10 protein-coding genes are annotated in these 13,230 nt (G+C 44.8%); 1 reads left to right on the plus strand and 9 read right to left on the minus strand.

What is annotated here, in order from left to right:
* Window positions 1–66: 66 nt before the first annotated feature.
* Both asnB and ACXAGK_RS04035 read right to left on the minus strand, forming a co-directional pair.
* Window positions 67–1,737 (minus strand): asparagine synthase B, encoded by a 1,671-nt coding sequence (gene asnB, locus ACXAGK_RS04030; RefSeq protein WP_474854251.1) that lies wholly within the window; start codon window positions 1,735–1,737, stop codon window positions 67–69.
* A gap of 399 nt (window positions 1,738–2,136) precedes the next feature.
* A complete protein-coding gene (locus ACXAGK_RS04035) occupies window positions 2,137–3,804 on the minus strand; it encodes a M28 family metallopeptidase (protein WP_474854253.1) in 1,668 nt (555 codons plus the stop codon).
* A gap of 70 nt (window positions 3,805–3,874) precedes the next feature.
* Here ACXAGK_RS04035 and ACXAGK_RS04040 point away from each other — a divergent pair, with 70 nt between their 5' ends.
* Entirely contained in the window at window positions 3,875–4,828 is a 954-nt protein-coding gene (locus ACXAGK_RS04040) for a DUF3025 domain-containing protein (RefSeq protein ID WP_474854255.1), read from the plus strand.
* A 146-nt stretch (window positions 4,829–4,974) separates the two neighbouring features.
* On the opposite strand, the gene ACXAGK_RS04045 is transcribed toward ACXAGK_RS04040, so the two are convergent.
* From ACXAGK_RS04045 to putP, 7 genes are all read right to left on the minus strand, one after another.
* Window positions 4,975–5,679, minus strand: coding sequence for a YIP1 family protein (locus tag ACXAGK_RS04045; protein WP_474854257.1), 705 nt, complete (start codon window positions 5,677–5,679; stop codon window positions 4,975–4,977).
* Between the two features lie 275 nt (window positions 5,680–5,954).
* Window positions 5,955–7,679, minus strand: a complete 1,725-nt coding sequence (locus ACXAGK_RS04050; RefSeq protein WP_474854259.1) for an SLC13 family permease — start codon at window positions 7,677–7,679, stop codon at window positions 5,955–5,957.
* A gap of 16 nt (window positions 7,680–7,695) precedes the next feature.
* Complete coding sequence (gene cysN / locus ACXAGK_RS04055; RefSeq protein ID WP_474854260.1) at window positions 7,696–9,111, minus strand: sulfate adenylyltransferase subunit CysN; 1,416 nt, start codon at window positions 9,109–9,111, stop codon at window positions 7,696–7,698.
* Between the two features lies 1 nt (window position 9,112).
* Window positions 9,113–9,904, minus strand: coding sequence for a 3'(2'),5'-bisphosphate nucleotidase CysQ (cysQ, locus tag ACXAGK_RS04060; RefSeq protein WP_334057750.1), 792 nt, complete (start codon window positions 9,902–9,904; stop codon window positions 9,113–9,115).
* Window positions 9,904–10,500 (minus strand): adenylyl-sulfate kinase, encoded by a 597-nt coding sequence (cysC, locus tag ACXAGK_RS04065; RefSeq protein WP_474807967.1) that lies wholly within the window; start codon window positions 10,498–10,500, stop codon window positions 9,904–9,906. The genes cysQ and cysC overlap by 1 nt, the downstream gene beginning before the upstream one ends.
* Entirely contained in the window at window positions 10,500–11,414 is a 915-nt protein-coding gene (gene cysD, locus ACXAGK_RS04070; RefSeq protein WP_474854263.1) for a sulfate adenylyltransferase subunit CysD, read from the minus strand. The genes cysC and cysD overlap by 1 nt, the downstream gene beginning before the upstream one ends.
* A 252-nt stretch (window positions 11,415–11,666) precedes the next feature.
* A complete protein-coding gene (gene putP, locus ACXAGK_RS04075; RefSeq protein WP_474854265.1) occupies window positions 11,667–13,172 on the minus strand; it encodes a sodium/proline symporter PutP in 1,506 nt (501 codons plus the stop codon).
* Window positions 13,173–13,230: the final 58 nt, after the last annotated feature.

The following is a 13,230-nucleotide window of genomic DNA, read 5'->3' on the forward strand; positions in this document are numbered from 1 at the left end:
ATAAAATGGCAACAAAAAACGCAGCCTAAGCTGCGTTTTATACATATCTTTGCTTCGTTTCGTCTATTACGACTCGCCAGCGTGAACATCTTTCATTGAGCGACCAGAAGGGTCGGCATTGTTCTTGAAGCTTTCGTCCCACTCGAGGGCTTCAGCTGTACTACAGGCGATTGACTTGCCGCCAGGTACGCAGCGAGCGGCACTTTCTTGAGGGAAATAACTCTCGAAAATAGTGCGGTAGTAATAGCCTTCTTTAGTGTCTGGCGTATTCACTGGGAAGCGGAACTCCGCAGTAGCTAGCTGTTGGTCGGTTACTTCGTTTTCAACGAAATCGCGAATCGAGTCTATCCAAGAATAACCTACGCCATCACCAAACTGTTCTTTCTGGCGCCACAATACTTCCGCAGGAAGGGTTTCGCCGTTATCAAACGCTTTACGAAGGATCCATTTTTCCATTTTTCCGTCAAGACACATCTTGTCTTGTGGGTTTAAGCGCATGGCTACGTCAATAAAGTTCTTATCTAAGAAAGGAACACGTGCTTCAACACCCCATGCTGACGTCGCTTTGTTGGCGCGAGCACAGTCAAACATGTGAAGACGATCCAGCTTACGTACCGTTTCTTCGTGGAACTCTTTGGCATTTGGCGCCTTATGGAAATACAGATAGCCACCAAAGATTTCATCAGAGCCTTCACCGGAAAGCACCATCTTTATGCCCATTGCTTTAATTTTGCGGGTCATAAGATACATAGGGGTAGCAGCGCGGATAGTGGTTGTATCGTAGGTCTCAAGATGGAAAATAACATCACGGATGGCATCTAAACCTTCTTGAATGGTGAAATGGATTTCATGGTGAACGGTACCAATCATATCCGCCACTTTCTTCGCAGCTTTAAGGTCTGGAGCACCTTCAAGACCTACAGCAAAACTGTGAAGGCGTGGCCACCACGCGTCAGTCTTGTCTTCATCTTCAACACGTTTGGCTACGTACTGTGCAGCCACAGCAGAAACCAGTGATGAGTCTAGACCACCAGACAACAGAACTGCGTAAGGCACGTCAGACATCATGTGTGACTTCACCGCTTTCTCAAATGCTACGCGAAGCTCGTCTAAATCGCTTGTGTTGTCTTTTACGTTGTCGTATTCCATCCAATCGCGTTTGTAGTACTTAGTGATTTTTCCTTCTTTGCTCCACAGGTAATGACCTGGAGGGAATTCACTAATTGTCTTACATACGCCCGCTAGTGCTTTCATTTCTGACGAAACATAGAAGTTTCCGTGTTCATCGTAACCCGTGTAAAGCGGGATAATACCAATATGATCACGGGCGATCAGGTAGGCGTCTTGCTCTTCATCGTAAAGAATAAACGCGAACATGCCTTCTAAATCATCAATAAAGTCGACACCTTTTTGCTGAAAAAGCGGAAGGATAACTTCACAATCTGAACGGGTTTTAAATGGATACGGCTCATCTAAGTCAGCGGCTAGCTGCTTGTGGTTGTATATCTCGCCGTTAACAGCAAGGATTTGCTTATCGTTTTGGCTGATAAGAGGCTGTGCCCCTGTATCTACGTCGACAATCGCCAGTCTTTCGTGACAAAGAATGGTATTGTCATTATTCCAGATACCCGACCAGTCAGGGCCACGGTGGCGCAATAGTTTTGATAAATCGAGGGCTTGGGTTCTGAGTTCAGACACATCGGTTTTGATATCAAGGATACCGAAAATACCACACATATAACGGATTCTCTCTGTTCACTTGTTGAAAAAAATAATAGAAGTTTTTTCTGTCGGTACTCGCGTACGAGTGAGCGAAGGATTGTTTTTATTCTTTTTTCGCGTGCCTTGAATGTGCCAGTCTGACAGGAAATTGCAAGTACATTATGATGAGAAAATGGAAATTCTTATTCCTTTTATATCAAAACAGCCGTTTATTAACATTTTTATCCTATTTAGAGTGCATAATTATTATGTCAACTAAATAGCGCGGGAGTTTACTGAATAGTAAAAAATAGCAGTTCGAAGTCGCTTGAATCAGTATTCCGGAAGTGAGAAATAAGAAAGGGCCTATAAAAAGGCCCTTTTAATTTCACTGCATAACTACGCATTTTTAACGCTTAGATGTCGGTGCGGGTATTAATTTTTGCGTTGAAACTCACTTGCTTCATTCCATTTAGGCCAAGCGTCTGCATTTGCAACGCCTACACCCACGTCAAACAGCATTTGTGTGTCCTGTACTATACCGCTTAGATCCCAGTCATCGCGATATTGGTCGCACACTTGATGGTAGCAGCCTGTTACAATAACGTTCATACGTTTTCTATACTTAGCCGTTTCTTCATCTGCTGGTTCATTGCCGCCCTCTGCATATAGTGCCGGTACACCTTGTTTAGCGAAGCTGAAGTGGTCAGAACGGTAGTAGTAACCTGCTTCAGGTCGGTCTTCTTGGGTAAGTGTACGACCTTGCTTAGCCGCAGCTGCTTCAAGGTAGTCTTCCATTTCTGATTTGCCCATGCCCACAACCGCCACGTTCTTGGTTTTACCTAAAACGTTCATTGCATCCATATTGATGTTCGCAACGGTATTCTCAATAGGAATAACAGGGTTGCTGGCATAAAACTTACTGCCCAATAGCCCTTGCTCTTCAGCTGTAACTACTAGAAACGACACTGAACGCTTAGGTGCAGGCGTAAGTTCTGAGTAGGCTTTAGCCATCGCAAGCATAGCTGCAGTACCCGTGGCGTTATCGTGCGCGCCGTTATAGATTTGGTCGCCTTCTTTGCTTTCATCTTTACCTAGATGATCCCAATGTGCCGTGTAGATGATATGCTCATCAGGAAGCTCGGTACCCGGTAATGTGGCGATAACATTGTTGCTTTCTGACTTTTCGAACGTGTTTTTCACGGTAACTGACGCTTTAATATCCATTGCTTTGCTATATGGACCCTCCATCGCGTTAGCTTTCTCTGTGTCAAAATCAAGGCCGGCATCGGCAAACACTTTTTTCGCTGCATCTAACGTAAGCCAGCCTTCAACGGCAACGCGGCTCGCACCTTTATCGGCACTCACTAAACCGTACTGCGGACCACTCCAGCTGTTTGCAACAACAGACCAGCCGTAGGACGCTGGCGCGGTTTCGTGAACAATAATGGCACCCGCTGCCCCTTGACGACTCGCTTCTTCATACTTGTAGCTCCAACGGCCATAATAGGTCATGGTAGTGCCTTGAAACTTCCCACTTTCTGGGTTTTCAAAACCTGGGTCGTTAATTAGAATAACCACGGTTTTGCCTTTAACATCTAAGCCTTCATAATCGTTCCAGTCGTATTCTGGAGCATTTACGCCATAACCAACGAACACCAGTTCAGAGTCTTCAAGAGATACCGAGTTTTGCTCGCGCTTTGAAGAGGCGACCATTTGCTCTTTGTAGGCAAATGTATTGTCGCCAATGGTCATGGTCATGTCAGGATCAGCAGTGATCTCCATGAGCGCTACTTTTTGAAGGAAGCTATCGCCATTACCCGGCTGAAGCCCAGCTTTAGTAAATTCACTGACCAAGTAACCAATGGTTTTCTTTTCACCTTCAGTCGTTGGTAAACGACCTTCAAACTCATCAGAAGACAAAACTTTTAGCGGCTCGCGAATGTCAGCATCAGAAATACTGCTGTAAACGCTGTCGAAGTTAGAAGCCGCAGGCATAGTCTTCTGCGCTGATTCGTTTGTTGAGGTGCTGTCGTTGTTAGGAGTGCAAGCACTTACGCCTAGAAGGGTAGGTACAAGCAACGGCAAAAACATTTTTTTCATTGTTAGTCTCTGTTTGCTCTACAATACGCGTCCAGTATAGAGAAAACCCCAAAGCGAACCAATAGTTGATATGCAATCAAACTCAATCCCCTTCTGTAAAGACTACTTACTAAAACACGCCAGTAAACCGGTTACGGCGCTTCTTGAAGAGGTTGGCTTACTAAGTAATACCGAATTCCCTGCACCTGACCAGCTAAATGAATTGACGACACGGTATTGTGAGCATTGGCAGGGGCCTCAGTTCAAAGGGCAAAGCCAGTTTTCAAACGATGAACAACGATATTACGAAACCATTATTAGTGAAGACGGTGTAGTTCCTACACGGGAGCAAAGCTGGCACGACTTGTTTAATGCACTTATTTGGCTGCAGTTTCCTAAAACAAAATCGTTACTAAATGAGCTGCATATCAAAGATATCAATGCGTATGGTGTAAACCCCAGAACGGCGCGCCGCAACCGTATTACTCACTTCGATGAGTGTGGGGTAGTACTTGCCATTGAAGCACCCGAGAGCATTGCTTTAAATAAGCCCAAACGTACAGCTACACTTAATGACTCAAATAGCGGAACAACAGATAAGATCATGCAAGGTGCGCCATGTGATCGTGACACCCTTGAAACGTTTTTAGCGGAATTAGCGTCCCATCAGTGGGAGCGTGTTTTTATGGCAAAACGGTCACTGTGGCACACACAGATCAGCCCTTTTATCTTCGGACACGCGAATTTAGAAATGATGCTAAACCCATTTATAGGCCTTACCGGCAAGTGGTTAGCAGTAGCTGTACCACATGGTTTTAGCCGTCTTGATAAATGGCAGCAGCGCTTGCTGTTAGACGATGCGATGACAGCACGCATCAAAGCGTTAAACTATTTTGAAAAAACACCGCTTTTAAAGCCATTGCCTTTGCTTGGTGTTCCTTTGTGGCACAGTCAACAAGATGAAGTTTTTTATCAGAATAAAGACTATTTTAGACCGCTACGGGAGGGAAGTAATCCGACAATTCAGCTACCTTTGTGGTCTTAAAGGGCTTGGCCCGTTGACTTGTGTACCGCCTTTTTTATATTAAGCTTCGAAGATTTAAATTTTAGGTAGGAGCTTGTCGCTGCCTCCGTTTTATCGGGGCAGCAACAACAAATAGCCAAATGGAAGGCGGCTATTAAGTGTATATTTTAGAATAGCGCTAAAGCAATCAGCCAAATACCGTAGATAACCACATACGGAGCGCTTGCAATGAGTGCCGCTTTCTTAAGAGGAAAAGACGTCCATTGAGAGATGCCTACCGTGGCCAAATAAATTCCCCAAAAAAGCTCTAACCTTAAAGCTTGGCCGAACGCGTACCAAGGCGAGTCCATAGGAATACTTGCTATAAAGCCTAAGGATGCTGGTGATAAGATTGATGGTGCCACCTGGTGGTCGCCGGTGAACAATAGCAGTGCAACGCCAACTAAACCGGTCAATACGTAAGGCATTGAAAGCCACCATGCAAAACCGTACCAATCTGTGAAACCGAAAACATGGCTATCGTCTGAACGAGTCATCAGGTTTACGTAAACGGCATAAACAGCGTTAATGGTAATAGGAATGAAAAAAGCGAAGATAATAGAAGACCAAAGCAGCGCATCTCTGGTAAAGAAAGCCTTCATCTGTTCTTCTTCAGCCGGGCTCATATCGCCTTGCGCGGCAATGTTCATTTCTGCAAACCACTCAATATCGACAAAGTTCACATAGAGATATTGAGATACCAGCGTAATAGCCATTACCAAGATAAACGGCATCCAGCTCCAGTTATTGTGCTCGCCAACCGCTTTGAAGACGCCATTCGGTTTAAAAAAGATATCATTACACGCTTGGAAAGGATTCGTCACAGTGTGCATCCTTTGCTCCTCTTTCTTAGTTTTTATTTGCTGTTCAGATTCTGTGTAAAACAATGATTGTAAATTATTGTTCGTTAACACGTGGATAAGTTTGGGTATAAAGATTACTGGCGGGCACACATTATGTACAGCACAAGATTCTGATAAAGAGTCATTTTTTTGTAAGGGAAAATGAATAAGGTTAGTTAATTGTAGCACGAAGGCTCGGTTAAAGAGCAGTAAAAAGGGAAGCTAGGCTTCCCTCTTATTTTCTATGGTAGTAAACCATAAACAATCTATAGATAAGTTATATTCAGCAGCGTTAGCACTATTGTGCTGTACATCACAGATATAGGTAGGCCTATCTTTATAAAGTGCGCAAATTTGTAGTTCGCAGCGTTATAGACTAAGAGGTTAGTCTGGTAACCAAATGGCGATATAAAGCTCGCGCTTGCCGCAAAGGCAACGGCTAAAGCAAATGGCATTAGCGGTGCGCCGATAATTTGCACTAGCCCATAAGCAAACGGGAACATTAATGCCGCAGCTGCATTGTTGGTAACGAACTCAGTTAAAAGTAAGGTTAGCAAGTAGATAACCACGAGCGCTACAAACCAATCAGTGCCCGCCAAAAGAGGCATTAGTGCTTCGGTTGTAGTCGTAATAACCCCAGAGTTTTCAAGTGCTGTGGCTAAACTTAACGCACCAACTATCACAACAATCAAGTTTAGCGGCAGGTTTCGCTTCATTTCTCCGTTTGACGTAACCCTAACGCCGATAAGTACAGCAGCTAAGAACAATAAACCAATAGCCAATGAAATGACATTAGTCGCGGCTAATAACACCGTCGTAAGGAAACCACCAAGGGTGATCCACTCTTGCTTATTGGTCAAAGGACGGGCAATTTTTTGCTCAGACAAAATGAAAAAGTTCTTGTTCAAGTTTTGACGAGTCGCAAAGTCAGGACCTGTCGCTAACAACAAAAAGTCACCGGCTTGAAGCTTTATTTCTCCTAACTTTCCTGATAGTTGCTCTCCATCGCGACGAATTGCCACAACGGCGGCATCAAACAGAGCTCTAAAACCAAGATTTTTAATGGTTTGCCCAATTATTTGAGCGCGGTTTGCCACCACAACTTCAGTTAAGCTTTCACGCAATACCCCATCGGTTTCTGCGAACATGCTTAAGCCTTTTATATGGCTTAAGTTATCTAGCTTTTGGACGTTGCCAGAGAAGATCAGCTTGTCGTTTTCCAGAATAACCAGGTCAGGCCCAACAGGCGAGATTAGGTTGCCATTGCGCACCACTTCTACCAAAAAGAGCTCAGGCAGATTACGTAAGTGGTTTTGCTCCACGGTTTTGCCAATGAGTTCTGAACCTGCTTCGACTTCTGCTTCAACCATATACTCATGATAGTTATTGTTTTTGTTGCCGATATTGGGCAGCAAAGGTAATAACATGAACATGAGAAGGCCACAGCTTAACCCAGCAATGGAGCCATACAGAGTGAAGTCAAAAAAATTGAAGCCAGGGTGCCCGTGCTCTTGTAGAAAGCTATCTACAATAAGGTTGGTTGAGGTACCAATTAAAGTAACCGTGCCACCGAGTATTGCGGCGTAGGAAAGCGGGATCAGTAATCGGGAAGCGGGGTGATATTGGTTCTGTTTTATAGGGCCAATAAGGCTTGCCACAATAGCGGTGTTATTGAGTAGTGCTGAAGACACAAAAGTGAGTGAAAACAGACGCCAGTAAGACTGCGTAAAGTTAGCACTAACAAGTTTTCTACCAATACGTTTTATTAACGCGGTTTTATCAATAGCACTGCTTACTAAAAGCAACAAAATAAGGGTGATTAAGCCCTTGTTTGTTAAGTTTAGCAAGATGTCATCAAGAGATAACTGCTGGGTAACCAGTAAAGCTAACACTGCGCCAGAAAACACAGTGGAAGGGCGCTGACTGGTAAAAATCAGCGCGCATATCGTACCGGCAAATACTGCCAGTACGATGAACTGGGTCACATCCATATTGCTCCAGTCCTGCTTATAGTTTACTGATATCCACAGAGTTCCAATGCGGGAAGTGCTTGCGTACTAGTGCATTGAATTCAAGCTCGAACTCAGAGAAGTCAGGCGATGTATGCTGTGCGTCGCCCGCAATTTCATCAATGATCATACCTGCACCAACCGTGCCGTTGGTAAGGCGATCTATGACGATGAATGAACCGGTAGGGCGGTTGCGCTTATACGGGTCGCAGGCAACAGGTTGAGTAAACTTAACGTCTACTACACCAATCTCGTTAAGATTTAGATGCATGGCATCTGTTTCTTCCAGCGTGTTCACATCAATTTGATTATCGATATGAGCAACTACCCCTGGTGTTGATTTAGTCGCGAACTTAAACAAGTATTGCTTGTTTGGCATTAGCGGCTCTTCAGACATCCACACAAGGTGAGTTTTAAATTGCGTGTTAAGCAGTGGCAAGTTGTCTGATTTTACAATCATATCGCCACGAGAGATGTCAATTTCATCTTCTAGCGTTAGCGTTACTGCTTGAGGTACATAAGCGCGTTCTTGATCACCTTCAAATGTAACCACTTGCTTAACTTTTGATTTCTTGCCAGAAGGAAGTGCCGTCACTTCATCGCCTGGTGCGACCTGGCCTGATACTACCGTACCAGCAAAGCCACGGAAGTCTAGGTTAGGGCGGTTAACATACTGTACAGGGAAGCGGAAATCTTCTTGATTGTCATCTTCACCAATTTCAATATTTTCTAGCATTTCCATTAGTGGCGTGCCGTTAAACCAAGGTGTTTTCTCACTGATACCTACAACGTTATCGCCTTCAAGTGCTGAAATAGGAACAAACTGAATGTCTGGGATATCAAGCTGTTCAGCAAACTTCAGGTAATCTTCTTGAATCTGCTTGTACACTTCTTCTGAATAGTCCATTAAGTCCATTTTGTTGATTGCAACAATAACGTGCTTAATACCTAGAAGTGAAACTAGGAATGAGTGACGCTTGGTTTGCACCTTAACGCCGCCACGGGCATCAACAAGAATAATTGCAAGGTCGCAGGTAGATGCGCCTGTTACCATGTTGCGGGTGTACTGCTCATGCCCTGGGGTATCAGCGATAATAAATTTACGCTTGTCGGTAGAGAAGTAGCGGTATGCTACGTCAATGGTAATACCTTGTTCACGTTCAGACTGAAGGCCGTCTACAAGAAGGGCAAGGTCAACTTTCTCACCCGTAGTACCTACTTTTTTACTGTCTTTTGTAATGGCAGCAAGCTGGTCTTCATAAATCATTTTTGAATCGTGAAGCAAGCGACCAATAAGGGTACTCTTACCGTCGTCTACGCTACCGCAGGTAAGGAAACGTAGCATGTCTTTCTTTTCGTGTTGCTCAAGGTAAGACAGAACGTCCTGTCTTAATAATTCGTTTTCGTTGTTCATGTTATGCGCTCACAAGGAAAAAGGGGTTTAACACAGACTCTTTTTGGTTATAGGTAAGAGCGTCGGCGTTGTCATCTAATGGATTTTCTGGGTCTAGAACAGTTACATTTGCCCCAGCAGCCAGTGCAACTGCATGTGCAGCGCCTGTATCCCACTCAGATGTTGGGCCCAAACGAGGGTAAAGATGTGCTTCGCCCTCTGCCACTAAGCAAAGTTTTAGTGAGCTGCCCATCGCCACAAGCTCGGTTTCACCTTCAAGCTGTGCCAATAAATTTTGAATTTCAGGACTTTGGTGAGAACGACTGCCCACCACTTTCCACACTTCTGCACCATCGTGCTTACGCGCAGAAATGGCAGTGAATTCACCATCTACTTCGGTCCATGCACCTTCACCTACAATACCAACATAGCTTTTGTTTAGCGCAGGCGCGTAAACCACACCCATAGTCGGTTTGCCATTTTCGATGAGTGCAATGTTTACCGTAAATTCACCGTTTTTCTTAATAAACTCTTTGGTGCCGTCGAGCGGATCAACCAGCCAGTATGACGACCATGTTTTACGTTCATCCCACGAAATATCAGCTGACTCTTCAGACAAAATAGGCAGGTCAGATTCCGCTTCAAGGGCCTTTACAATAACGTTATGGGCGGCAAGGTCAGCTTCGGTTAGTGGGCTGGTATCTTGCTTCTCATAAATAGCGAAGTCTTTTTCGTAAATCGCCATAATTTTATCGCCAGCTTCTTTGGCAATAGTTAGCACTTTTTGTGCAAGGGTATTTAAAGGCTGTGTCATTACACCAATCCCTTTTCTTGTAGCAAAGCATATAAACGCTCAGCGGTTTGCTCTGCCGGTTCATCCTGATAGGTTAGGTGCACTTCTGGTGATTCAGGTGCTTCATAGGCTGAATCTATGCCCGTGAAGTCCTTGATCTCACCGCTGCGCGCTTTCTTGTATAGCCCTTTCGGGTCGCGCTTTTCACACACCTCAAGTGGCGTATCAACAAACACTTCTACAAATTCACCGTCATCCATTAGGCTACGGCAGTAATCGCGGTCTGCCTTAAACGGAGAGATAAAAGCGGTAAGCACAAGAGTACCTGCGTCAACGAACAGCTTCGCAACTTCACTGATGCGGCGAATATTTTCAACGCGATCTTTGTCGCTAAAGCCTAAGTCGCCGCATAAGCCGTGACGTACGTTGTCGCCATCAAGCAGATAGGTGTGCTTGTTCTGCTCGTGAAGCTTTTTTTCAAGCAGGTTTGCTAATGTCGATTTACCAGAGCCGCTTAAACCCGTTAGCCAGAATACACGAGGCGTTTGGCCAAGCTTTTCAGAGCGGGTGGTCTTGTTTACTTCATGTTTATGCCAAACAACGTTGTCGGTGGCCATTAGAAGTACCCTTCCATTTTCTTCTTCTCCATAGAACCTGCGCTGTCATGGTCGATAACTCGGCCTTGACGTTCAGACGTCTTGGTCAGCAGCATTTCCTGAATAACTTCAGGTAGGGTTGCTGCTTCTGACTCTACTGCACCGGTAAGTGGGTAACAGCCAAGAGTACGAAAACGCACAGAGCGCATTTCTGGAACTTCACCTTCTTCAAGCGGCATACGGTCGTCATCAACCATGATAAGCACGCCATCACGCTCTACCACAGGACGAGGCTTAGAAAGGTACAATTGTGGAATATCAATGTTTTCTAGGTAGATGTATTGCCAGATATCTAGCTCAGTCCAGTTAGACATTGGGAAAACGCGGATGCTTTCGCCTTTGTTAACTTGTGAGTTGTAGATATTCCAAAGTTCTGGGCGCTGGTTCTTAGGGTCCCAGCGGTGGTTGCTGTCGCGGAAAGAATAAACGCGCTCTTTAGCACGAGACTTTTCTTCGTCGCGTCGTGCACCACCAAACGCTGCGTCAAACTTATATTTGTTTAACGCTTGCTTAAGCGCTTGAGTCTTCATGATATCAGTGTGTTTCGATGAGCCGTGGCTAAATGGACCAACGCCAGCTTCAACACCTTCTTCATTAATGTGGACAAGCAAATCAAAACCGTGTTTCTTTGCTTGCTCGTCGCGGAATTTGATCATTTCGCCAAACTTCCACGTGGTGTCTACGTGTAGAAGTGGAAAAGGAATTTTGCCTGGCGCGAACGCTTTACGGGCAAGGTGAAGCAGCACTGAAGAGTCTTTTCCTACAGAGTAAAGCATTACTGGGTTTTCAAACTCAGCAGCTACCTCACGGAAAATTTGAATACTCTCGGCTTCGAGTTGTTTCAAATGCGTTACAGACGGGATACTAGCAGTCATTTTGAAGTCCGAATTTATGTTATATATAAAAAAGTTATATGCGGGTTATTTTTCTGCATAGAACGATAACATATTTAAATTCAAAAGTAGTATGCGATTTTGCTATTTAAAATAGCAATCTTATTCCAATAAATAAAACTGTCATACAATTGAAGCATAAGGCCCTATTTTGCAGGGGTAGAAAAAGATAAGGCCCTGCTTAGAAAACTAAACAGGGCCTTACTGTTGCTCTTATTTACGCGTTATTTTTAATTACTTTTCATTCAGCCTGGTCTGGAATGCGTCGAATGTGTCTAGCACGCCTTCTCTTGGTGTACCTGATTTACTCAAAATCATTATGGTTAAGCTCGACAAAATGAACCCGGGTACAATTTCGTACATCCATGCCCCAAGCTTTTGTCCACCAATTTCTATCGGAAGATAAATCCACAGTAGTACGGTCACAGCACCAACTATCATGCCCCCCAATGCCGCGCGGCGGGTCATTTCACGTTTAAATAAGCTAAACAGTACTAGCGGGCCAAATGCTGCACCAAAGCCAGCCCATGCGTTACTCACTAAGGTCAATATCGTGCTGTCTCTGTCATAAGCCAGGTAGATAGCCACGAGTGCTACGGCTACAACGCTTACACGACCCGCTATTACTAACTCACCATCAGATGCATCTCTGCGAAGGAAGGCTTGGTAAAAGTCGCTGGTAAGTGAACTAGACGTTACTAGAAGCTGAGACGAAATGGTGCTCATGATAGCCGCTAGGATTGCAGCGAGTAAGAAGCCTCCAATAAGCGGATGGAATAAAATTTGAGAAAGGTAGATAAATACTGTTTCTGGGTCAATGTCATTGCCGTTACCGGTAATATAAGCCAACCCAAATAAACCCGTCATTAGCGCGCCGATGATAGAAACAATCATCCAACTCATGCCGATGTTTCTAGCGGTAGGAATATCTTTTACCGAACGGATAGCCATGAAACGAACGATAATATGTGGCTGACCGAAGTAGCCTAGACCCCATGACATCAGTGAAACAATACCGATTACGCTTAATGCTTCGTTAGTAGAGGCATCCATGAATGCATCAAATAAAGCAGGGTTAATGGTATCTAGTGCGTCAATTGAAGCCCCAATGCCGCCAAGCTCACTGATGACCACAGCAGGTACCATAATAAGTGATACGAACATTATGCAGCCTTGCACAAAATCGGTCATACTCACCGCCATAAATCCACCCACGAGGGTGTAAGCAACCACAACACCAGCGGTAACGTACAAACCTGTCTCATAGGTTAAGCCAAAAGATGTTTCAAAGAGCTTCCCACCGGCGACAACGCCAGAAGAGGTGTAAAGCGTGAAGAAAACTACGATGACCACAGAAGCAATAACTCTCAGTAGACGAGAGTTATCGGCAAAACGGTTCTCAAAATAGTCGGGGAGGGTAATGGAGTTGTTAGCCACTTCGGTGTAAACGCGAAGGCGCGGAGCGACCAACATATAATTTGCGAGTGCACCTAAAACTAACCCGACGGCAATCCAGCCTGCAGATAAGCCCGATACGTACATGGCACCAGGTAAACCCATGAGCATCCAGCCACTCATATCTGATGCGCCTGCTGAAAGTGCGGTTACAGCGGGGCCTAGTTGGCGGCCGCCAAGCATATAGCCTTCTACGTTGGTGTCTGTTTGCCGATAGGCGAAAAGGCCTATTCCCAACATTACAACAAAATACAAACCCAACGAGATTATCGTGCCAGTAGCCATATAAATTCCCTATGTTTTTTATCTCATGCTAACACCTATGACGCAGAGTCTCTACGTC

It is taken from the genome of Alteromonas sp. ABM1_013 (genome assembly GCF_056160505.1).